Annotated in this window: 19 protein-coding genes and 1 pseudogene; 11 read left to right on the forward strand and 9 right to left on the reverse strand. The window is 72.6% G+C overall.

Translation table 11 applies throughout. The features are described from left to right. Positions 1-21: 21 nt before the first annotated feature. Positions 22-3,573 carry an NACHT domain-containing protein gene (locus ABTY20_RS05450; protein WP_351995662.1) on the forward strand — a complete coding sequence of 1,184 codons (3,552 nt, stop codon included), beginning with the start codon at positions 22-24 and terminating at the stop codon, positions 3,571-3,573. A gap of 144 nt (positions 3,574-3,717) precedes the next feature. Here ABTY20_RS05450 and ABTY20_RS05455 read toward each other — a convergent pair whose 3' ends face one another. The 3 genes from ABTY20_RS05455 to ABTY20_RS05465 form a co-directional block, all read right to left on the reverse strand. Next, positions 3,718-4,578, reverse strand: coding sequence for a 3-hydroxybutyryl-CoA dehydrogenase (locus tag ABTY20_RS05455; RefSeq protein WP_351995663.1), 861 nt, complete (start codon positions 4,576-4,578; stop codon positions 3,718-3,720). Between the two features lie 293 nt (positions 4,579-4,871). After that, positions 4,872-5,069, reverse strand: a complete 198-nt coding sequence (locus ABTY20_RS05460) for a DUF1918 domain-containing protein (RefSeq protein WP_351995664.1) — start codon at positions 5,067-5,069, stop codon at positions 4,872-4,874. A gap of 12 nt (positions 5,070-5,081) precedes the next feature. Further along, positions 5,082-5,999 carry a DMT family transporter gene (locus ABTY20_RS05465; protein WP_351995665.1) on the reverse strand — a complete coding sequence of 306 codons (918 nt, stop codon included), beginning with the start codon at positions 5,997-5,999 and terminating at the stop codon, positions 5,082-5,084. Here ABTY20_RS05465 and ABTY20_RS05470 point away from each other — a divergent pair. From ABTY20_RS05470 to ABTY20_RS05480, 3 genes are all read left to right on the forward strand, one after another. Then, positions 5,998-7,443 (forward strand): aminotransferase-like domain-containing protein, encoded by a 1,446-nt coding sequence (locus ABTY20_RS05470; protein WP_351995666.1) that lies wholly within the window; start codon positions 5,998-6,000, stop codon positions 7,441-7,443. The two genes, ABTY20_RS05465 and ABTY20_RS05470, sit on opposite strands and share 2 nt — an antisense overlap. Positions 7,444-7,483: 40 nt before the next feature. Then, positions 7,484-7,921 (forward strand): GNAT family N-acetyltransferase, encoded by a 438-nt coding sequence (locus tag ABTY20_RS05475; RefSeq protein ID WP_351995667.1) that lies wholly within the window; start codon positions 7,484-7,486, stop codon positions 7,919-7,921. Between the two features lie 120 nt (positions 7,922-8,041). Continuing rightward, positions 8,042-8,635, forward strand: coding sequence for a histidine phosphatase family protein (locus ABTY20_RS05480; protein ID WP_351995668.1), 594 nt, complete (start codon positions 8,042-8,044; stop codon positions 8,633-8,635). Here ABTY20_RS05480 and ABTY20_RS05485 read toward each other — a convergent pair. Beyond that, positions 8,617-9,057, reverse strand: coding sequence for a DUF6314 family protein (locus ABTY20_RS05485; protein WP_351995766.1), 441 nt, complete (start codon positions 9,055-9,057; stop codon positions 8,617-8,619). The genes ABTY20_RS05480 and ABTY20_RS05485 overlap by 19 nt on opposite strands. Positions 9,058-9,210: 153 nt before the next feature. On the opposite strand from ABTY20_RS05485, the gene ABTY20_RS05490 reads away from it, so the two are divergent. The 7 genes from ABTY20_RS05490 to ABTY20_RS05520 all read left to right on the forward strand — a co-directional run bounded on the left by ABTY20_RS05490 (position 9,211) and on the right by ABTY20_RS05520 (position 16,973). Next, a complete protein-coding gene (locus ABTY20_RS05490; protein ID WP_351995669.1) occupies positions 9,211-11,700 on the forward strand; it encodes an alpha-L-arabinofuranosidase family protein in 2,490 nt (829 codons plus the stop codon). Between the two features lie 42 nt (positions 11,701-11,742). Further along, a complete protein-coding gene (locus ABTY20_RS05495) occupies positions 11,743-12,063 on the forward strand; it encodes a hypothetical protein (protein WP_351995670.1) in 321 nt (106 codons plus the stop codon). A gap of 85 nt (positions 12,064-12,148) precedes the next feature. Next, a complete protein-coding gene (gene argC / locus ABTY20_RS05500) occupies positions 12,149-13,177 on the forward strand; it encodes an N-acetyl-gamma-glutamyl-phosphate reductase (RefSeq protein ID WP_351995671.1) in 1,029 nt (342 codons plus the stop codon). Then, complete coding sequence (argJ, locus tag ABTY20_RS05505; protein WP_351995672.1) at positions 13,174-14,325, forward strand: bifunctional glutamate N-acetyltransferase/amino-acid acetyltransferase ArgJ; 1,152 nt, start codon at positions 13,174-13,176, stop codon at positions 14,323-14,325. The genes argC and argJ overlap by 4 nt, the downstream gene beginning before the upstream one ends. Further along, entirely contained in the window at positions 14,322-15,224 is a 903-nt protein-coding gene (gene argB / locus ABTY20_RS05510; protein WP_351995673.1) for an acetylglutamate kinase, read from the forward strand. The genes argJ and argB overlap by 4 nt, the downstream gene beginning before the upstream one ends. Continuing rightward, positions 15,221-16,426 carry an acetylornithine transaminase gene (locus tag ABTY20_RS05515; protein WP_351995674.1) on the forward strand — a complete coding sequence of 402 codons (1,206 nt, stop codon included), beginning with the start codon at positions 15,221-15,223 and terminating at the stop codon, positions 16,424-16,426. Before argB ends, ABTY20_RS05515 begins: the two co-directional genes overlap by 4 nt. 7 nt (positions 16,427-16,433) lie before the next feature. Next, complete coding sequence (locus ABTY20_RS05520) at positions 16,434-16,973, forward strand: arginine repressor (RefSeq protein ID WP_073933707.1); 540 nt, start codon at positions 16,434-16,436, stop codon at positions 16,971-16,973. 174 nt (positions 16,974-17,147) lie between these two features. On the opposite strand, the gene ABTY20_RS05525 is transcribed toward ABTY20_RS05520, so the two are convergent. From ABTY20_RS05525 to ABTY20_RS05545, 5 genes and pseudogenes are all read right to left on the reverse strand, one after another. After that, a complete protein-coding gene (locus ABTY20_RS05525) occupies positions 17,148-17,885 on the reverse strand; it encodes an FAD:protein FMN transferase (RefSeq protein WP_351995767.1) in 738 nt (245 codons plus the stop codon). 64 nt (positions 17,886-17,949) lie between these two features. Continuing rightward, positions 17,950-18,390, reverse strand: a pseudogene (locus ABTY20_RS05530) (FMN-binding protein); the annotation flags it as partial. A gap of 52 nt (positions 18,391-18,442) precedes the next feature. Further along, positions 18,443-19,825, reverse strand: a complete 1,383-nt coding sequence (locus ABTY20_RS05535; RefSeq protein ID WP_351995675.1) for a ferredoxin reductase family protein — start codon at positions 19,823-19,825, stop codon at positions 18,443-18,445. A 218-nt stretch (positions 19,826-20,043) separates the two neighbouring features. Beyond that, a complete protein-coding gene (locus tag ABTY20_RS05540; RefSeq protein ID WP_351995676.1) occupies positions 20,044-20,631 on the reverse strand; it encodes a pyridoxamine 5'-phosphate oxidase family protein in 588 nt (195 codons plus the stop codon). A gap of 122 nt (positions 20,632-20,753) precedes the next feature. Beyond that, complete coding sequence (locus ABTY20_RS05545) at positions 20,754-21,200, reverse strand: hypothetical protein (RefSeq protein ID WP_351995677.1); 447 nt, start codon at positions 21,198-21,200, stop codon at positions 20,754-20,756. Between the last annotated feature and the right edge of the window lie 56 nt (positions 21,201-21,256).

Raw genomic sequence — 21,256 nt, forward strand, 5'->3', positions numbered from 1 at the left:
TCCCTGGGCGGAGGAAACACGATGGTGCGGATCGTCCGGAACACACCGGGAAGGACCCGGCCGCGCAACGCACGGGCGAAGGGCCTGTGGCTGACGCGGATGAGTGCCGGGAGCAGGCAGTTCGTCCGCGGCCGCCGGCACAGGTTGATCACCAGCCTGGAGGCCCGCCGCGGCATCACCCGGCCCAGGAAGTGGCGCCGGTGGAACTCCTACGCCACCGCGACGAGGGTCTGCGGGGCACTGGCCGTCGTCCTGGTCGTCGTGTGGGCCGTGGTGGACCCTTATCCCGAGAAGTGGTTCGACACCCTCATGCGCTATTTCTTCGGCCCGGTCCTCACCGCCGGATTCGCCACCGCGCTTTTCCTGTTCTGCTGGTACAGCTGGACGAGGAAGCGCTACCTCGACAAGGCGCGGAAGAAGCCCAACGAGATGGTCGTCACCGCCGGGCCGCACCTGGCCGAGGTCGTGGGCCGCCAGGAGATCGCCCAGGTCCTCGCCCAGCGACTTCGCGAGCGCAGTACCCGCAGGCCCTACCTGCTGACCGGCGGGCTGGGTGTCGGGAAGACCGCCGTACTGGTGCGGCTCACCGAGATGCTGGCCCGGCAGCACGCCGTCCCCGTACCCATCCGGCTGCGGGACGCCGTGCAGCAGACCGACCTGAACTTCGAGCAGATGGCCAAGCAGCGCTTCGCCGAGGAGGCACCCAGGGGCATCCTCGCGCGCAGCAAGAACGACCGGGTCTGGCAGCAGTTGCTCGCGGACGACAAGCCGGTCGTCATCGCCGACGGGCTGGAGGAGGCCCTCCTCGACGAGAAGCTCCAGGACGACCGGGACAACATCATCCGCCGGGCCATCGAGCGCGCCGACCGGGAGAAGCTGCCCCTGGTCATCGCCTCCAGGCCGCACGCCTCCCTCGAGGGGAGCCGCGCCGCCATCATCGAGCTGGAGCCGCTCAGCGAGGAGGAGGCGCTCCACTTCGTGGAAGCGCAGGCTCCCGAGGCGGACGAGCGCCGTCTGGACTGGCTCGTGGAGACCGCGGAGGCCACCGAGTCACCGATCTATCTCCAGATCGCCCGGCAGCTGCACCAGCACGGCATCCTGGCGGACAACCGGCCCCGGCACGACCCCGACCAGGTGGACACCCGCAGCACGGACCGCTCCACGCTCCGGCTGTGGCTGCTGGACACCTGGTACCGCGCCCTGGCCAGGGGCCGGCTGAAGGACGACGTCGCCCTGGCCCCGCAGGACCGCCGCGACACCCTCGAGGCCGTCTCGGCACTGGCGTGCGTCGGACTGCTCCAGGACAAGGCCGAGGTCGACTTCGCGGATCTGCTGGGCACGGACCTCCACCCCAGCCTGCTGCTGCGGGCGGGGACCCAGGCCGAGCACCTCTGGGACAAAGGACCCGGGGCCGACCGGTACGGCAAGCGGGGCAACGACCTGCTCGCGTGGCACCGCAAGCAGATCTGGAGCGTGCTCTGCGCCAGGCTCAGCAGCGAGGAGAGCCGGCGTCTGCTCGGGGGCAACGTCGACCAGTGCCACGCCGTTCTCGCCAGGTTCATGAGCAACGCGGGCCTGCTCGAGCTGGTGGAGGGATTCACGAGGAGGGTCCGCTTTCCGCACAGCGTCCTGCAGGCGTACCTCGGCTTCCGGATGCTCCACCACCTGGGGGAGCGTCGCGCCGGTGCGCTCATCGCGCAGGCGCTGCACCCGCCCGGACCCAGCCGCGAACTGCTCATCGCCCTGGTGCTGCTCTCCCGTCGGCAGGCGATCGAGCGCGCGGCCGCGGGCGGCGGCATCGCCGCCGAGGTGGAGAAGGACGCCAGGGAGCTGTGGCGGCAGGCCCCGCTGAGCGGTCAGACCCTCGCCCAGCGGCTCCGCAGGGCCGCGGACCGGCGCACGGACCCGAAGGCGTTCGACCTCTACGCCGCTGCCCTGGAGATCGACAGTGCGGAGAAGGCACCGAGACTGCTGGAGGAGATCACCGGCACGCTGAAGACGCGCTGGCACGACGTCAAGGGAGCCAAACGGACGCTGGACGAGGCGAAACTCGGGCTGGTGAAGCAGCTCGGCGCGGCCCTGCGCGCGGCCGACGGGAAGACCGACACCACATCGCTCTACACGCGGCTCTTCGAGCTGGGCTTCGGAGAGCCCTCCTACTCCGTGCGCATCGCCGCCGCCCAGGAATTCGGCGACGGCGGTGATCCGGCGTTCGCCGTGATCCGCCGCTGGATCGGCACCCACACCGACCCGGTGGAGGAGTACCGGTCGAAGACCGGCAGGCTGAAGGAGAGGAGGAGGCAGGAGGAACGCGCGTGCGCGGCCAGGGCGAGGAGGAGGCCGGGCATCCGGGGGGCGCCCCGCACCACACGCGAGGAGGACGACCGGCTGGCCCACGACAGGCAGGCCGTCTTCCGGCGCTACCAGGAGGACCGGGCCGCTCTCTGGCGGGAGTTCACCATGCGGGCGTGGCTGCTCCCCATGCTGCTCGGCTCCGTCAGCGAAAACCGCAGGGACGAGGCCCGCAACCGCCTCAGGAAGTGGCTGGGCCACCTCGACCCGAAAGGGCCCGGCGGCACGTCCGACCTGCCGCTCACCTTGGAGAACGCGCTGGCCCAGGGCTTCAAGTACGCGGCCAACCGGCGGAAACACCATCCCCACACCTACCAGGGGGGCCGGGACGACCTCATCCGGAACGCGGAGTTCATGCTGCGGCAGAGCCGCAGCTGGTACGCGCAGCTCACCCTGCTGCACGCGCTGTGCCTGTGGGAACTTCCGGACGGCGTCGCCCGCGACGAGCAGGGCGGCGACACGGCGGCGCAGCGGCGCGGCGGCCGGGGCGACGCGCGTGAGCCGTCGTCCGAGCGGAGTTCCCGTGGCACGAGCGCCGTGCAGACCGTGGAGCGCTGGCTGTCGATGGCGGGCACCGCCCGTCCCGCCGCCCATGTCGCGGCGGACGGCGGCGCGTTCCGGCAGCCCCTGCACCCGTTCGTCGCCGAGGCGGGCGACCTGGTGGCCCTCGCCCTGGAGACCAGACAGCCGGAACGCTTCATCTGGATCGACGAGAAGGGCGTCGCCGACCACATCGGCTCCCGCAGCAGCGGCCTGGAGCACTACCGCAAGCACAATCTGTGGATCCCGCCCTCGGTCGGGTGGGGCGCCCTCGGCAGGCGGGCCCAGCACCTCGTCGCGGACGTGCTGCTCATGCTGAACCTCATAGAGCGCGACGGACAGCCGGACGAGATCGAGGACCGGCTGGAGAGGTCGAACCGGCCCGGCATGTCGCTTCCGCCCTGCATCACCGCGGACCGCACCCCGCTCCACCCGGAGCTGACGGTCGGCATCTCGGCTCCGCCGGTACCGGGTACCACCTGCCTGCCCACCTGCACGTTCAAGCTCTGCCCCTACCCGCCCCAGGGCGTGCAGCCCCGGGCCGAGCTCCGCGAGCCCTTCTGCCTCCAGCAGCAGGCCCTGCTGTCCGGAATCCACTTCAGGAGGACGCCCTGCTGGGTCGGCATGCGCGTCCCGGAACTGCGCCGCTTCTGGGGGGCGATGGCCGATCGCAGGCCCTAGGGTTCTCGTCCGGGCCCGATCCCTCCCTCACGGAGGCGGCCGGGAAGCCGGAGGCGTGCGACGCGACTGCGCACAGCCGCCGGACCTGCGGGAACGGCGGTGGGCCCGGCCCGGGAACCCCGGGCCGGGCCCACCGCCGCGGTGTCAGCCGTAGGTGTAGAACCCCGACCCCGTCTTGCGCCCGAGCCGGCCCGCGTCGACCATGCGCTGCAGCAGCGGCGGCGCGGCGTACAGCGGCTCCTTGTACTCCTCGTACATCGAGTACGCCACCGAGGCCACCGTGTCCAGGCCGATCAGGTCGGACAGCTTCAGCGGGCCCATCGGGTGGGCGCAGCCCATCTCCATGCCGTTGTCGATGTCCTCGCGGCTGGCGATGCCCGACTCGAACATCCGGATCGCGGAGAGCAGGTACGGGATCAGCAGCGCGTTCACCACGAAACCGGAGCGGTCCTGGGCGCGGATCGCGTGCTTGCCCAGCAGCTTCTCGGTGAAGACCTGGGCGCGGCTCAGCGTGCCCTCGGAGGTGGTGAGCGCCGGGATCAGCTCGACCAGCTTCTGCACCGGGGCCGGGTTGAAGAAGTGGATGCCGATGACGTGGTCGGGCCGCGAGGTGGCGACCGCCAGCTTCACCAGCGGGATGGACGAGGTGTTGGAGGCGAGGATCGCGTCCGGCCGGCTCACCACCTGGTCGAGGACCTGGAAGATCTCGGTCTTGACCTGCTCGTTCTCGACCACGGCCTCGATCACCAGATCACGGTCGGCGAACTCGCCGAGGTCCGTGGTGAAGCTCAGCCGGGCCTGCGTGGACGCCAGCTCCTCCTCGGTGATCTTGCCGCGTCCGGCCGCCTTCGACAGGGAGTTGAACAGCCGGGTACGGCCGATCTCCAGGGCCTCGCCGGTGGTCTCGGCGACCTTGACGTCCAGTCCGGCACGGGCGCACACCTCGGCGATCCCCGCGCCCATCTGACCGCAGCCCACCACTCCGACGCGTTCGATGTCGGTCACATCGGTCCTTTCGCTCCTGCTTACGGCTGTGGCAGGTCGCCGGGTCCCGGGTCCTGCTCCGTCCGTGCACGTTACTCCGAAGTATCGATGATCGATCGCCGGGGTGGAGCATCGTGACGCAGGACCGCGCGCGGCCGGGCGGTCCGACGGTGACCGGTGTCCAGGAGTACGAGGAGGCGCGAGGGGGTGTGGGGGGGCGGGTGTCACGCAGGGGGTGCGCGGCGGGCCGGGGCGGGGCGGCGGCGCGGGTGGTCGCCGACCGCCACCGGCGGTCGGCGGAACCCCGCGCCGGCCTAGCTCCGTCGCGTCGCCCGGTGCCGGATCTCGGTGTCGGGGCCGGGCGAGCACACACCTTCGTGTCCGTCCTCGAAGCGGACCCGGTAGGGCGGGTCGCCCTTCGGTCCGAGCACTTCGACGATCTCGCCGACCTTGTCGTGCTGGCCGACCACCCTGCCGTGCTGGACAAGCTGATCGCCCTCGGTTGCGCGCATCGGGGCCTCCTCTCAACCGCGTGCCCGCTGGGTGACGGCGATGCACACGAGCACGGCCGCGGCCGTCACCGGGGCGGCCGCCGTCAGGTGCTCGTTCAGCAGCAGCACCGACCACACCAGTGTGAGCAGCGGCTGGGCGAGCTGCAACTGGCTGGCCTTGGGGATGCCGATGGCCGCCATGCCCCGGTACCAGACGACCAGACCGAGGAACTGCGAGCCCGCCGCCACCCACAGCAGGCCGGCCACGCCGTGCGCGGTCAGCCGCACCGGCTCGAGGGCCAGCGCGACCGCGGCGGCGGGCAGGGTGAGCGGCAGGCACAGGACCAGCGCCCAGCCGATCACCTGCCAGCCCGGCATCACCCGGGCCAGCCTGCCGCCCTCGGTGTAGCCGGCCGCGCACACCAGCAGCGCCGCGAAGAGGTACAGGTCGGCCGTGGTCAGCGCGCCGCCGCTCTGCTGCACGGTGAACGCCAGCACCGCGGCCGCTCCGGCGAGGGCCGCCGCCCAGAAGGTGCGCGAGGGCCGGGAGCCGACCCGCAGGGCGGACAGCAGCGCCGTGGACAGCGGGAGCAGGCCCACCACCACGGCCGCGTGCGCGGTGGTCGAGGTCTGCAGCGCCAGGGTGGTCAGCATCGGGAAGCCGAGCACCACGCCGGCGCCGACCACCGCGAGCCCGGGCCAGTGCTTCCGGTCCGGCGGCGGCACCCGCAGCGCGAGCAGACAGCCGCCGGCGATCAGCACCGCGAGCACACTGCGCACGGCCACCAGGGACCAGGGCCCGAACCCTTCGAGACCCCAGGCGGTGGCCGGGAAGGTGAGGGAGAAGGCGATCACGCCGAGGGCGGCCTGGAGGGTGCCGAAGCCGCGACGGTCGCGGGACGCGGTGACTGCTATCTGCGGTGCGTCGGTAGCGCTACTCTGTGTTCTCATGCATGAGCGTAGCAGTGTCGGTGAACTGGCGGAGCGACTGCGGAGGGAGCTGGACCGCTACTCTCCCGGTGAAAAGCTCCCTTCCAGTCGAGCCCTGGTGGAGCGGTTCCGGGTGAGTCCGGTGACCGTCTCCCGGGCGCTGGCGCGGCTCGCCGCCGAGGGCCTGGTGGTCACCCGGCCCGGCGCCGGCGCCTTCCGCGCCCGGCCCCGCGCCTCGGCCGCCCCCACGGGCGACACCTCCTGGCAGGAGGTCGCCCTCAGCGCCGACGCCGCCGCCGACCTCGTACCGCGCTCGGTGGACGCCTCCGGGGTACTGGTCTCGCTGGCCGCGCCGGCACCCGGGGTGATCGAGTTCAACGGGGGCTATCTGCACCCCTCCCTGCAGCCCGAGCGGGCGATGGCGGCGGCGCTGTCCCGGGCCGGGCGCAGGCCCGGCGCCTGGGGGCGCCCGCCCGTGGAGGGGCTGCCGGAGCTGCGGGAGTGGTTCGCGCGCAGCATCGGCGGCCCGGTCACGGCGGCCGGGGTGCTGGTCACCTCGGGCGGACAGTCCGCGCTGACCACCGCCCTGCGCGCGCTCGCCCCGCCGGGCGCCCCGGTCCTCGTCGAGTCGCCCACCTACCCGGGCATGCTGGCCATCGCCCGCGCGGCAGGACTGCGTCCGGTGCCCGTCCCGGTGGACGCCGACGGCGTACGGCCCGCGCTGCTGGCGGACGCGTTCCGGGCGACCGGCGCCCGGGTCCTCGTCTGCCAGCCGCTGTTCCAGAACCCCACCGGCGCCGTGCTCGCCCCCGAACGGCGCGGCGAGGTGCTGCGCATCGCCCGTGAGGCGGGCGCCTTCGTGGTCGAGGACGACTTCGTGCGACGGCTGGTGCACGAGGACGCGGGCCCGCTGCCGCGCCCGCTCGCCGCCGACGACCCCGACGGGGTGGTGGTGCACGTCTGCTCGCTGACCAAGGCGACCTCGCCCAGCTTCCGGGTGGGCGCGCTCGCCGCGCACGGCCCGGTCCTGGAACGGCTGCGGGCCATCCAGATCGTCGACACCTTCTTCGTGCCCCGCCCCCTCCAGGAGGCCACGCTGGAACTCGTCGGCTCGCCCGCCTGGCCGCGCCACCTGCGCGCGGTCTCCGCCGCGCTGCGGGCCCGCCGGGACGCGATGACCGCCGCGCTCCGCCTCCACCTGCCCGAACTCGCCCTGCCGCACGTGCCGTCCGGCGGCTACCACCTGTGGCCGCGGCTGCCCGCCGGCGCGGCGGAGTCCGCCCTGACCGCCGCCGCCCTGCGCACGGGCGTCGCCGTCACCCCCGGCCGTCCCTACTTCAGCGCCGAACCCCCGGCCGGCCACCTCCGCCTGAGCTTCGCCGCGGTGGCCGGCGCCGGTGAGATCGCCGAGGGCGTACGGCGTCTGCGCACCGCCTGCGACGAGGTGCTGGGACACCGGGGATAACGGTTCGACGGCGCCCCGCCCGGCCTGCGAGTATCCGGCCATGACCGACACCCCGCGCCTGCCCGAGGGCTACGAGACCTCCACCGACCCCGCCCGGATCGACGCCGAGCGCGTGCACCGGTGGCTGTCCACCGACGCCTACTGGGCACTGGGCCGCTCCCGCGAGAAGCAGGACCGGGCGATCGAGGGGTCGCTCAACTTCGGCGTGTACGACACGCTCTCGGGGGAGCAGGTGGCGTACGCCCGGGTCATCACCGACCGGGCGACCTTCGCCTGGCTGTGCGACGTGTACGTCGACCCGTCGGTGCGCGGCAAGGGCGTCGGCACCGCCCTGGTGGCTGCCGTGCGGGAGGAGCTGCGACCCTGCGGGGTGAAGCGGATCATGCTGGCCACGCACGACGCGCACGGGGTCTACGCCAGGCTCGGGTTCCGGCCGCTGGAGCGGCCCGACCACTGGATGGCGCTCGTCGAGGGATGACGGCGCGTCCCGGGGCCCGTGCCCGGCCCGCCCTTACCGGTCGGTAAGTGCGGGCGTACCGCGAGTGACGCCCCGGCGGCACCCCTTGACCCGCGCACCGCGGCGGCTCACGATCGCCGCATGGCACTTCGGGTCACGTTCGTCGCCGCCGCGGGGAGCTCCTCGGTGCTCGCCGAGCGCTTCGAGGACGACCGGCCGCTGGACCGGGCCGGCTGGGACGAGGTGCAACGGGTCGCGCACGAACTGCTGCCGCTCGCCGCGGCCGATCTGCGCTACTGCTCCCCGGCCCCGCGCAGCCGCGCCACCGGGAAGGGCCTCGGTTATGCGCCGTTGGTGCAACTCGCCCTGCGGGACTGCGACATGGGACGCTGGCGCGGGCTGACCCTGGGGGAGGCGATGGCCCGGGAGCCGGGGGCCGTGGACGCCTGGCTCGCCGACCCGCGGTCCGCCCCGTACGGCGGGGAGCCGCTGCCGGCCTTCATCGGCCGGGTCGGCGGCTGGCTCGACACCCGGCCGGCCGAGGACGGCTGCCGGATCGTCGCCGTCGCCGAGCCGTCGGTGATCCGCGCGGCCCTGGTGTACGTGCTCAAGGCGCCGCCCGCGACGTACTGGAGCATCCACGTCCGCTCGCTGTCGACGATCGGCGTGGCCGGTTGGGCGGGCCGCTGGAGCCTGTGCCTGGAAGGGGCGTCCGCTCAGGCCACGCGCGCGTAGTCGGTGGTGAGCTCCAGGTCCTTGGCGGGACCGCGCACCCGCCAGACCGTTCGCCAGTGGTCCGCGTCCCGGACGGTGAACTCGCCCCGGTAGAGGTCGGCCGAGCAGGGGTGGTCGGCGACGTACCGTCCCGCGGTGAGGTCCAGGCGGTGGAAGGGGCGCCCGTCCGCGAACCGCACCTCCGCCGTGCCGCCCGGCCCGGGCAGGAAGCGCAGCGTCCGCCCGGCGGGCCGGGTGACCCCCCGCCAGGTGAAGTCGCCGGATTCGCTCTGCAGCAGACCGCCGCCCTCCAGCGGGCCGAAAACGACCGTCCCCTCGAAGCGCCCCTGCTCGCCGCCCGCCAGGTCCCGCACGGTCCGTTCCGCTCTCCAGCGGCCGCTCAGATAGGTCAGTGCGTCGGGCACCGGCCAGAACTCGCCCATCCCGCCTCGTTCCCGCGTGGTCTCCGCTGTCGCACGCCCCATTGACGTGCCCCTGTCTCCTCCCTATCTTGCCGTTCGAAGTGCTGACCAACGATCGAAATGCCGAACAGCTCCTCGTGTCACCCCACGCCTAGAGAGAGCCGCTGAGTATTCATGTCACGCACAGCACGCAGCCGTACCCGCCTCAGGCTCGGCCTGACCGCCACCGCGCTGCTGACGGCCGCCGCCCTCGTCCCGGCCCCCGCGCACGCCGAGGACGCCCCGGACTACACGATCACCGTCGATCCGGACGCCGGGGGCGCGGAGATCGAGGACACCATGTACGGCGTCTTCTTCGAGGACATCAACCGGGCCGCCGACGGCGGTCTGTACGCCGAGCTGGTGCAGAACCGGTCCTTCGAGTACTCCACCGCCGACAACGGCTCCTACACGCCCCTGACCTCCTGGGCGGTGAACGGCACGGCCGACGTGCTGAACGACTCCGGCCGGCTCAACGAGCGCAACCGCAGCTACCTTTCCCTGGCAGCCGGTTCGTCGGTCACGAACTCCGGCTACAACACCGGCATCCGCGTGGAGGAGGGCGAGCGGTACGACTTCTCCGTGTGGGCCCGCGCCGAGAGCGCCGGCACCCTCACCGTCACGCTGAAGGACGCCGCCGGCGAGCTCGCCGGGGCCCGCAGGGTGGCCGTGAGGGGAGGCTGGGCCAAGTACACGGCCACCTTCACCGCCTCCCGCACCAGCAACCGCGGCCGCCTCACCGTCGCCGCCTCCTCCGCCGCCGCCCTCGACATGGTGTCGCTGTTCCCGCGCGACACCTACAAGCGCCAGCCCAACGGCCTGCGCAAGGACCTCGCGGAGAAGATCGCCGCCCTGAACCCCGGCTTCGTCCGCTTCCCCGGCGGCTGCCTGGTCAACACCGGCTCCATGGAGGACTACAGCGAGGCCTCCGGCTGGCAGCGCAAGCGCTCCTACCAGTGGAAGGACACCGTAGGGCCGGTCGAGGAGCGCGCCACCAACGCCAACTTCTGGGGGTACAACCAGAGTTACGGCCTGGGCTACTACGAGTACTTCCGCTTCGCCGAGGACATCGGCGCCATGCCGCTGCCCGTCGTCCCCGCCCTGGTCACCGGTTGCGGCCAGAACAAGGCCACCGACGACGAGGCGCTGCTGAAGCGGCACATCCAGGACACCCTCGACCTGATCGAGTTCGCCAACGGTCCGGCGAACTCCACCTGGGGCAGGGTCCGCGCGGAGATGGGCCACCCCAAGCCCTTCGGCCTCACCCACATCGGGGTCGGCAACGAGGAGAACCTGCCGCGCGAGTTCTTCGCCCGCTTCCAGCGGTTCCGGGCCGCCATCGAGGCGGAGTACCCGGACATCACCGTCGTCTCCAACTCCGGCCCCGACGACTCCGGCACGACCTTCGACACCGCCTGGCAGCTGGGCCGCGAGGGCGGGGTCGACATGATCGACGAGCACTACTACAACAGCCCGCAGTGGTTCCTGCAGAACAACGACCGCTACGACTCCTACGACCGGGGCGGCCCCAAGGTCTTCCTCGGTGAGTACGCCTCCCAGGGCAACGCCTGGAAGAACGGCCTCGCCGAAGCCGCCTTCATGACCGGCCTGGAGCGCAACGCCGACATCGTCGAGCTGGCCTCGTACGCACCGCTGCTCGCCAACGAGGACTACGTCCAGTGGTCGCCGGACATGATCTGGTTCAACAACCACGCCTCCTGGGGCTCGGCCAACTACGAGGTCCAGAAGCTGTTCATGACCAACGTCGGCGACCGCGTGGTCCCGTCGGAGGCGAGCACCACCCCGGACGTCAGCGGCCCCCTCACCGGAGCCGTCGGCCTGTCGACGTGGGCGACGAGCGCGGCGTACGACGACGTGCAGGTGACCGCCGCCGACGGCACGGCGTTGCTGACCGACGACTTCTCCGGTGACGCCTCGCGGTGGACGCACCGGGGCGGCGGAAGCTGGAGCGTCCAGGACGGGCAGTACGTGCAGAGCGACGAGGCCGCCGAGAACACCCTGGTCACGGCCGGTGATCCGGCCTGGCACGACTACGACCTGCACGTGAAGGCCACCAAGAAGGCCGGCAAGGAGGGCTTCCTCGTCGCCTTCGGCGTCAAGGACACCGGCAACCACTACTGGTGGAACCTCGGGGGCTGGAACAACACACGGTCCGCCGTCGAGCAGGCCTCGGACGGCGGCAAGTCGACGCTGATCTCCAGGGCCGGCTCGATCGAGACGGGCCGCGCCTACGACATCGACATCGAGGTGCGGGGCCGCCAGGTGACCCTCTACCTCGACGGCCAGGAGTGGGGCAGCTTCACCGACGACAAGCCGGCCGAGCCGTTCCGTCAGGTGGTCACCGAGGACGCCCGCACCGGCGACCTGATCGTCAAGGTCGTCAACGCCCGGCCGTCCGAGGCCCGCACGGCGATCGACCTCGGCGGCGCGAGGGTCTCCTCCAGGGCCCGGGTGACCACCCTGGCCGCCGACGCGGACGCGGTCAACACGGAGACGGACGCCCCGGTCACCCCGGTGACCTCCACCTTCCGGGGTGTGGCGAGCGAGTTCACGTACACCTTCCCGGCGAACTCGGTGACGTTCCTGCGGATCAAGCAGCGGTGACCCCGGCCCGCCGGGAGACCGGCGGGCTAGGCTCTCGTGCTCATGAGCGTCGTGAGGGTCTGGAAGGGGGTGCGGCGGGCCGACAGGTCCGTCGCACCCTTCGTCGTGGCGGGGAACGTCCTGGTGGGCGGCGCGCTGCTGTGGCTGGCGATCGGCGGGATCGGGAACCCCGCCACCCGTGAGGAGGAGAACGCCGCGCAGGACCTGGCGCTGCGGATCTTCGGTTGCTGGCTGCTGGGCGGGGTGGCGCTGTTCGCCGTGCTCGGCATGGTCCGCTCCCTGCTCGGGCACCTCGCCGCCCTGCTCCTCGCCCCGCTCGCGGTCGCCGTCGCCCTGATGGCCCTGGCCTGGCTCCGTCGCTGACGCCCCGTGCCGAATCGTTTCGGAACCACATTGCATAAACGTGCATGGAAACGTATAGTCATGCCATCCAGGAGGAGGGTTTTCCATGGTGGTACGTGCGGCGGTGGCCGGAGCGAGCGGGTATGCGGGCGGTGAGCTGCTGCGTCTGCTCCTGACGCACCCCGAGGTCGAGATCGGCGCCCTGACCGGCAACTCCAACGCCGGGCAGCGGCTGGGCGCGCTCCAGCCGCATCTGCCGCCGCTCGCCGACCGCGTACTGGAGCCGACCACGCCCGAGGTGCTCGCCGGGCACGATGTCGTCTTCCTCGCGCTGCCGCACGGCCAGTCCGCCGCCGTCGCCGAGCAGCTCGGCGAGGAGGTGCTCGTGATCGACATGGGCGCCGACTTCCGGCTGGAGGACGCCGCCGACTGGGAGGCCTTCTACGGCTCCCCGCACGCCGGCACCTGGCCGTACGGCCTGCCCGAACTGCCGGGTGCCCGCGCCGCGCTGGAGGGGTCCAAGCGCGTCGCGGTGCCCGGTTGCTACCCGACCGCCGTCTCCCTCGCCCTCTTCCCGGCGTACGCCGCCGGCCTCGCCGAGCCCGAGGCGGTGATCGTCGCCGCCTCCGGTACCTCCGGCGCCGGCAAGGCGGCCAAGCCGCACCTGCTGGGCAGCGAGGTCATGGGCTCCATGTCGCCGTACGGCGTGGGCGGCGGGCACCGGCACACCCCCGAGATGATCCAGAACCTCAGCGCGGCGGCGGGCGAGCGGGTCTCGGTCTCCTTCACGCCGACCCTCGCGCCGATGCCCCGCGGCATCCTCGCCACCTGCACCGCGAAGGCCAGGCCCGGCGTCACCGCCGAAGCCGTGCGCGCCGCCTACGAGAAGGCCTTCGCCGACGAGCCCTTCGTCCGCCTCCTGCCCGAGGGCCAGTGGCCCGCGACCGCGTCCGTCTACGGCTCCAACGCCGTCCAGGTCCAGGTCGCGCACGACACCGCGACGGACCGGATCATCGCGATCTGCGCCATCGACAACCTGACCAAGGGCACCGCGGGCGGTGCCGTCCAGAGCATGAACATCGCCCTGGGCCTCGACGAGGCCACCGGGCTGACGACGATCGGAGTTGCGCCGTGAGCGTGACGGCAGCACAGGGATTCAGGGCGGCGGGCATCGCCGCCGGGATCAAGGAGAACGGCAACCCCGACCTGGCCCTCGTGGTCAACGACGGCCCCCGCCGCGCCGCCGCCGGCGTCTTCACCTCCAACCGCGTCAAGGCCGCGCCCGTACTCTGGTCCGAGCAGGTGCTGAAGAGCGGGCAGTTGTCCGCCGTCGTCCTCAACTCCGGGGGCGCCAACGCCTGTACGGGACCGAAGGGCTTCCAGGACACCCACGCCACCGCAGAGAAGGCGGCCGAGGTGCTGGGGACGGGAGCGGGCGAGGTCGCCGTCTGCTCGACGGGACTCATCGGCGTACTGCTCCCCATGGACAAGCTGCTCCCGGGTGTGGAGGCGGCCGCCGGCCGGCTCTCCGAGCACGGCGGTGAGAAGGCCGCCATCGCCATCAAGACCACCGACACCGTCCACAAGACGTCCGTCGTGACGAAGGACGGCTGGACCGTCGGCGGCATGGCCAAGGGCGCCGGCATGCTCGCCCCCGGCCTCGCCACCATGCTCGTCGTGCTCACCACCGACGCCGACCTCGGCTCCGACGTGCTCGACAGGGCCCTGCGGGACGCCACCCGGGTCACCTTCGACCGGGTCGACTCCGACGGCTGCATGTCCACCAACGACACCGTGCTGCTGCTCGCCTCCGGTGCCTCCGGGGCCACGCCCGGGTACGAGGAGTTCGCCGAGGCCGTACGGACCGTCTGCGACGACCTCGGCCGGCAGCTCATCCGCGACGCGGAGGGCGCCAGCAAGGACATCAAGGTCGAGGTGATCAACGCCGCGACCGAGGACGACGCCGTCGAGGTGGGCCGCTCCATCGCCCGCAACAACCTCCTCAAGTGCGCCCTCCACGGCGAGGACCCCAACTGGGGCCGCGTCCTCTCCGCCATCGGCACCACGAAGGCCGCCTTCGAGCCCGACGAGCTGAACGTCGCCATCAACGGCGTCTGGGTCTGCAAGAACGGCGGCGTCGGCGAGGACCGCGACCAGGTCGACATGCGCTACCGCGAGGTCCACATCGTCGCCGACCTCGCCGCCGGTGACGCCACCGCCACCATCTGGACCAACGACCTCACCGCCGACTACGTCCACGAGAACAGCGCCTACTCCTCATGACCAGCACCCGCAAACACACCGCGCTGCCCAAGGCGCAGATCCTCATCGAGGCGCTGCCCTGGCTGACCCGCCACCACGGCAAGACGGTCGTCATCAAGTTCGGCGGCAACGCCATGGTCGACGAGGACCTGAAGGCCGCCTTCGCCCAGGACGTCGTCTTCCTGCGCCACGCCGGCCTCAGGCCCGTCGTCGTGCACGGCGGCGGTCCGCAGATCAGCCGCGCGCTCGACCGGCACGGCATCGTCAGCGAGTTCAAGGCCGGCCTGCGCGTCACCACCGAGGACGCCATGGACGTCGTCCGCATGGTGCTCGCCGGACAGGTGCAGCGCGAACTGGTCGGGCTGCTCAACCGGCACGGCCCGCTCGCCGTCGGCCTCACCGGCGAGGACGCGCACACCCTCACCGCCACCAAGCACCGGCCCGAGATCGACGGCGAGTTCGTCGACATCGGACGGGTCGGCGAGATCACCGACATCGACACCGGCGCGATCGAGGCCCTGCTCGCCGACGGCCGCATCCCGGTCGTCTCGTCGATCGCCCGCAGCCAGGACGACCACCATGTCTACAACGTCAATGCTGATACGGCGGCTGCGGCACTCGCTGCTGCACTGGGCGCCGAGACCCTCATGGTCCTCACGGACGTCGAAGGACTCTACGAGGACTGGCCCCACTCCGACGAGGTGATCAGCCGTCTCACCGCGTCCCAGCTCGAGAAACTCCTGCCGGAGCTGTCCTCCGGCATGGTGCCGAAGATGGAGGGCTGCCTGCACGCCGTGCGCAACGGCGTGACCACCGCCCGCGTCATCGACGGCCGGGTCCAGCACTCGATCCTGCTGGAGATCTTCACGGACGAGGGCATCGGCACCATGGTCGTGCCCGACGAACAGGGGGAGTCGTGAGCAACGCGGAACTGACCGCGCGGTGGCGGGGCGCGCTGATGAACAACTACGGCACGCCGCGCCTGCCCCTGGTGCGCGGCGAGGGCCCGAAGGTCTGGGACGCCGAGGGCGGGGAGTACCTCGACTTCGTCGGCGGGATCGCCACCAACGCCCTCGGCCACGCCCACCCGGCGATCGTCGAGGCCGTGAGCCGGCAGATCGGCTCCCTCGGCCACATCTCCAACCTCTTCATGGCCGAGCCGACCGTCGCCCTCGCCGAGCGGCTGCTCCGGCTCTTCGGCCGGGACGGCAGGGTCTTCTTCTGCAACTCCGGCGCCGAGGCCAACGAGGCCGCCTTCAAGATCGGCCGGCTGACCGGACGGACCCGTGTCGTCGCCACCGAGGGCGCCTTCCACGGCCGTACGATGGGCGCGCTCGCGCTCACCGGGCAGCCCGGCAAGCGCGAGCCGTTCCAGCCGCTGCCCGCCGACGTCACCCATGTGCCCTTCGGCGACGCGCAGGCGCTGGACGCCGCGGTCACCGAGGAGACGGCCATGGTCGTCGTCGAACCCATCCAGGGCGAACTCGGCGTGGTCGTCCCGCCCCCCGGCTATCTGAAGGCGGTCCGCGCCATCACCGCCGCCAAGGGCGCGCTGCTGGTGCTGGACGAGGTGCAGACCGGCATCGGCCGCACCGGACACTGGTTCGAGTACCAGGCCCACGAGGGCGTGCTGCCGGACGTCGTCACCCTGGCCAAGCAGCTCGGCGGCGGTCTGCCGCTGGGCGCCACCGTCGCCTTCGGCCGCGCCGCCGACCTGCTCCAGCCCGGTCACCACGGCACGACCTTCGGCGGCAACCCGGTCGCCTGCGCCGCCGGACTCGCCGTCCTCGACACCATCGAGGACGAGGGGCTGCTGGAGAACGTCAAGCGGCAGGGCGGGAGGCTCCGCGACGGAATCGAGGGGTCCGGCCACGCCTTGATCGACCACGTCCGTGGTGCGGGGCTCCTCCTGGGTATCGTGCTCACCGAGCCGCTCGCGCCCCAGGTGCAACAGACGGCCCAGGACGCCGGATTCCTCGTGAACGCGCCCGCCCCCGACGTCGTACGGCTGATGCCGCCGCTGAACCTCGGGGACGACGCGGTGGACGCCCTCCTCGGGGCGCTGCCCGGCATCCTGGACCGGGCCGGTGCGGCGGGCGGGGAAGGACGATCCGGAGAATGAGACGACGATGAGCCAGGAGCAGGACCAGGGTCAGCAGGCCGGACCCGCCGTGCCGCAGACGCGCACCGCACGCCACCGCCGGATCGTGGACATCCTCAACCGACAGCCGGTGCGCTCGCAGAGCCAGCTGGCGAAGCTGCTCGCCGACGACGGGCTGAGCGTCACCCAGGCGACGCTCTCCCGCGACCTGGACGAGCTGAACGCGGTGAAGATCCGCAACAACGACGGCGACCTGATCTACGCGGTGCCGAGCGAGGGGGGCTTCCGCACCCCCCGGGCGCCGCTGGGGGAGTCCGCCAAGGAGGAGCGGATGCGGCGGCTCTCCCAGGAGCTGCTGATCTCCGCGGAGGCCTCCGCGAACCTCGTGGTCCTGCGCACCCCGCCGGGCGCCGCGCAGTTCCTGGCCTCGGCGATCGACCAGGCGGAACTCCACGACATCCTCGGCACGATCGCCGGCGACGACACGCTGCTGCTGATCAGCCGGGAGCCGACGGGGGGCCAGGCGCTGGCCGACCACTTGCTGCGGCTGGCCCAGAACGGTCACTGAGCGCTCCGCGGGGAGGGGCCAGAGGCGGTGAGCGGACTGCGGCACCGCTCACCGAGCCCCCGCAGCCGCGGGCAGCCGTGCCTCCTCCCAGGGCATCGAGGACCTGGGAGGGCGGGCGCGGCGAGCACCCCGCGAACGCGGTGAGCGGAACCGTCGCCCGGGCCGCAGCGCCGCTCACCCCAGCCGGCCCGCCAGCCCTCCGGTGCACCGCACCTCGTCGCCCGCCGTGATCAGCAGCGCCTCGACCTCCGGCAGGGACTCCAGCCACCGCAGCCCCTCCCGCGACCCCATCGCGAACGCCGCCGTGGCCCAGCAGTCCGCCCAGGTCAGGCGGGGCGCGACGACCGTCACCGCGACCAGGTCGGTCACCGCCGGCCGCCCCGTGCGGGGGTCGACGACGTGATCGCCCCGCTCGGCGGTCCCGGACGTCGCCACAGCCAGCTCCGCGGCGCCGGCCGCGGAGACGACGGCGGCGAGACCGCCCGGACGCAACGGGTCCGACACGCCCACCCGCCACGGCCGCCCCGCCCCCGGGGCCCCCAGCACCTGCACGTCCCCGCCCCCGTTGACGCTGACGCCCGTCGCCCCCGCCGCGGCCAGCCGCCGCGCCGCCCGCTCGGCGGCCCAGCCCTTGACGATGCCCGTCGGATCGAGCCGCCCCCGGTAGCGCGGACTGAACCAGCCGTCGCTCGCCCGCTCCGCCTCCGCCGCCAGCCCCAGCACCTCGGCGACCTCGGGATCGCACTCCCCGACATCCAGCTCACCGCGCGCCAGCCGCGAGATCTGGCTGTCGTCGCGGTACGTGCTGAACACCTCGTCGACCCGGTGCAGCTCCGCGACCGCCTCCTGAAGCGCCGCGCGCACCACGGCGGGTTCCCCGCCGCGGACGTCGAAGGAGAAGACGGTCCCCATCGTCTCCTCCGCGTGACGCACCGCGGCGGGAGCCTCGGCCGGCTCGGCCACCGTGTCAGTCACCGGCCCTGTCCAGTGCCGACTGGAGCGACTGTCTGTAGCCCGCGCTCGTGTAGGTGGCCCCCGACACCGCGTCGATCTCCGCGCTCTGCGCCGCCACGGCCGCCCGGTTGAGCCTCGGCACGGCGTCGGAGGTGATCCGGTCGCTCTGTCCGCCCTGGGGCGCCTGCACCGCCTCGGCCCTGGTGATCTTCCCGCCGCTGACGGTGATCCGTACCTGTACCGCGCCGTACCGGGTCCGCGCCGCGTCCCCGGTGACGGTGCCGTTCCCGAGGGGCCGGGCGTCGCCCTGCGGCGACCGGGCCGCCGCGGGCGGGGCCGCGCCGCCGGCCGCGGCGGCCGAGCCGGGGTCGGACGTCGGCTTGAGCGACAGCAGCAGCACGATGCCGGACACGGTGGCGGCGGTCGTGAGCACGGCACGCCGGACGGGATGACTCTTCCTCATCACTTCCCAAGCTCCTGATGGGTGGGGACGACCCGGGTGGGCGGCCCGTCGCTCACATCTCGAACGACTCGTGGTGGATGCGGCGCGCGGGGACCCCGGCGTCGCGGAGCGCGTCGTGGACCGACTGCGCGAACCCGGGCGGCCCGCACAGGAACACGTCGTGACGGTCGACGTCCGGGATCTTCCTCCGCAGGCTCTCCGCCGAGATGTCGGGGCGCTCCCCGTCGGGGCTGTTCACCGCGTACATCAGCCGGGCGCCCCGCTCGTCGGCGATCCTGGCCAGCTCGCCCCACAGCGCCAGGTCCTGCGTGCTGTTGGCCCGGTAGAGCAGCGTGATGTCACCGGAGGCGCCCGGCAGCGTCTCGAACAGCGCCCGCATCGGGGTGATCCCCACCCCGCCCGCCACCAGCAGCACCTTGCCGCGGCTGCGGCGCTGCGCGGTCAGCGCCCCGTACGGGCCCTCCGCCCACACCTTCGTCCCGGGCTCCAGCCCGCGCAGCCGGGAGGTGTGGTCGCCGATCGCCTTCACCGTGATCCGCAGCATGTCGGGGCGGGGCGCCGCCGACAGCGAGTACGGGTGGGAGCTGAAGCGCATCCCGGGCGCCAGGAAGCGCCAGCGGAAGAACTGCCCGGCCTCCGCGCCCATCCGGTGCAGCCTGCGCCCGCCGATCAGCACCGACACGATGCCGGGCGTCTCCTCGACGACCGCCGCGACCCGCATCCGGTGCCGCAGGTTCAGCCGCACCGGGGTGATGATCCGGCACCACAGGACCAGTGCCGTCACCGTGCCGTACAGCGCGTACCAGAAGGTCCTCGCGGCCGGTTCGACGGCGAACTCGTTGCCGGTGGTGATCTGGTGCCAGAACGCCAGGAAGACCGCCGCGTACGTCAGCAGGTGCACGTGGTACCAGCCGTCGTAGGGCAGCCGGCGCCGGACCGGGCCCACGGAGAGGAAGGCGATCACGAACAGCAGACCGGTGCCGATGGCGGCCTTGCCCATGTCCGGCAGCGTGGTGACGGAGGTGATCGTCTGCTGCACGATGTCGCCGAGGCCCCGGCCCGCCTGCCGGGCGTAGCCCCACATGATCAGGAAGACGTGTGCGATCACCAGGCTGACGGTGTAGCGGCCGCTCGTCGCGTGCCAGCGGGCGACCCGGTCGGATCCCACCCGGCGTTCCAGCGCGGGCACGCGCGCCATCTGGAGCACCACCAGGGCCATCAGATAGCCGGCGAGCAGCCCGGTGATCCGGCCCGCGGCGACGATCCTCCCCGTGGTGTCCGCGATGGACGGCGTACTGGTCCACCACAACCACAGCACGGCCACCGCGCCCGCGCCGACGGCGAGCAGCAGCGGCACGGCGGGGGAGCGGCGCGGACGGATGCGGCGCATCGTCTGGCGGCGGGCGGCACGGCCGCCGGCGAGCGTGGTGGTCACGGGTTCCTCCGTGGGGCTTGACCCTTGGCCCACAGATACGTGCCGTCACGCCGGAGTGTTCAGAGGGCGTCCCGGTTCGGTACCGGGTGATCGCCGCGGGCCCGCCCTCCGCCCGATCACGAGGCGCGGTGCCCGCAGGGGACCGGCCCGGCGGCGGGGACGACGGCACCGAGCGCGCGCAGGGACGGGGACCCGGGGGCGGCGCCCGGGCACCTGACTCAGACGGTGGACGGGGGCAGCGGCAACGGCAGCCCGGGCAGTCCGTCCAGGCTGGTCGCGATGTACTCCTTCTTGGCGAAGTACGCGTCGAGCGAGGCGTCGTCCTCCCGCGCGAACCGCTTCTCGTGCAGGTCCCGTTCACTCTCGTACGCCATGAAGGGCACCGCGTACCCGCAGGTGTCCCGGATCAGTTCGGCCCGCACGACGATGACGGCGCGCAGGCCGTGGACGGAGGGGTCGATGCCGGGGAAACGGGTGAGCAGCTCCCCGAAGCGGGGGTCGTCCCGGAAGACGGGCTCGCCGCGGCCGTGCACGCGCACGATGTTCGGCGGCCCCTGGAAGGCGCACCACATCAGGGTGATCCGGCCGTTCTCGCGCAGATGGGCGATGGTCTCGGCGTTGGAGCCGGCGAAGTCGAGGTAGGCGACGGTGAGCTCGTCGAGGACCGCGAAGGATCCCTTGAGCCCCTTGGGCGAGAGGTTGACCGTGCCGTCGGCGGACAGCGGGGCGGTGGCGGTGAAGAAGAGCGGCTGTTCCTCGATGAAGGCGCGGAGGCGGCCGTCTATGCGCTCGTAGGTCTTTCCCATGTCCACCGATTATGGGACCAGATCTTTCGCCTGTCTAAGGAATTGTCCGACGGCCGGACACCGGGAGAAACCGTGGCCGCCCCGGCCGGCGCTTGTACGGGGCGGCCACGGCGCCTGTCACGTCACTCGGTGAGCGTGCAGGCGGCCGGGGAGTCCAGCCCGGAGGGGCGTTCGGCGGTGCGGCCGGTGGCGGTGGCGATGCGGTTGACGGCGGCGACGCGCTCGTCCTCGAGGGGGCCGAGGACGGCGTTCCGTACGAAGTCGGGTCCGCCCTGTCCGACGGTGTCGGCCAGGCGCTTGTCGGCCTCGGCGATCTGCCGGTCGAGGTCGCCGAGGCTGCGTTCGACCTCGGCCCGCGCGGAGGCGGGGACCGCGGGGAGCCGGGACGCCACGTCGGGGCAGGAGAGCGTGCCGGGGCCCGCCGGCGTCCGGGCGTTCGCCTCGCCGTCCCCGGACGGCTCGCCGGCGAGGGCGGTGCCGGCGATCACCGCGCCGGTCGGCGCCACCGCGGCGGCGCCGCCGACGAAGCCGACGCGGCGCTTGTTGTACTTCGGAAGGGCCCTGGACATGCGGATGCCTCACTCGGTCGGGGGTGTCACGGATGTCTGTCGTGGTGTCTCGGTCG

This window comes from Streptomyces sp. NPDC126497 (genome assembly GCF_040302425.1).
In the GTDB taxonomy this organism is placed as follows: Bacteria; Actinomycetota; Actinomycetes; order Streptomycetales; family Streptomycetaceae; genus Streptomyces.

Excerpts from the sequence above, each read along its gene's own strand:
- ABTY20_RS05450 (WP_351995662.1), top strand. The coding sequence starts at position 22 with ATGGTGCGGATCGTCCGGAACACACCGGGAAGGACCCGGCCGCGCAAC.
- ABTY20_RS05460 (WP_351995664.1), bottom strand. The coding sequence starts at position 5,069 with ATGCGCGCAACCGAGGGCGATCAGCTTGTCCAGCACGGCAGGGTGGTC.
- ABTY20_RS05470 (WP_351995666.1), top strand. The coding sequence starts at position 5,998 with ATGCATGAGCGTAGCAGTGTCGGTGAACTGGCGGAGCGACTGCGGAGG.
- ABTY20_RS05465 (WP_351995665.1), bottom strand. The coding sequence starts at position 5,999 with ATGAGAACACAGAGTAGCGCTACCGACGCACCGCAGATAGCAGTCACC.
- ABTY20_RS05475 (WP_351995667.1), top strand. The coding sequence starts at position 7,484 with ATGACCGACACCCCGCGCCTGCCCGAGGGCTACGAGACCTCCACCGAC.
- ABTY20_RS05480 (WP_351995668.1), top strand. The coding sequence starts at position 8,042 with ATGGCACTTCGGGTCACGTTCGTCGCCGCCGCGGGGAGCTCCTCGGTG.
- ABTY20_RS05485 (WP_351995766.1), bottom strand. The coding sequence starts at position 9,057 with ATGGGCGAGTTCTGGCCGGTGCCCGACGCACTGACCTATCTGAGCGGC.
- ABTY20_RS05490 (WP_351995669.1), top strand. The coding sequence starts at position 9,211 with ATGTCACGCACAGCACGCAGCCGTACCCGCCTCAGGCTCGGCCTGACC.
- ABTY20_RS05495 (WP_351995670.1), top strand. The coding sequence starts at position 11,743 with ATGAGCGTCGTGAGGGTCTGGAAGGGGGTGCGGCGGGCCGACAGGTCC.
- argC (WP_351995671.1), top strand. The coding sequence starts at position 12,149 with ATGGTGGTACGTGCGGCGGTGGCCGGAGCGAGCGGGTATGCGGGCGGT.
- argB (WP_351995673.1), top strand. The coding sequence starts at position 14,322 with ATGACCAGCACCCGCAAACACACCGCGCTGCCCAAGGCGCAGATCCTC.
- ABTY20_RS05520 (WP_073933707.1), top strand. The coding sequence starts at position 16,434 with ATGAGCCAGGAGCAGGACCAGGGTCAGCAGGCCGGACCCGCCGTGCCG.
- ABTY20_RS05525 (WP_351995767.1), bottom strand. The coding sequence starts at position 17,885 with ATGGGGACCGTCTTCTCCTTCGACGTCCGCGGCGGGGAACCCGCCGTG.
- ABTY20_RS05540 (WP_351995676.1), bottom strand. The coding sequence starts at position 20,631 with ATGGGAAAGACCTACGAGCGCATAGACGGCCGCCTCCGCGCCTTCATC.
- ABTY20_RS05545 (WP_351995677.1), bottom strand. The coding sequence starts at position 21,200 with ATGTCCAGGGCCCTTCCGAAGTACAACAAGCGCCGCGTCGGCTTCGTC.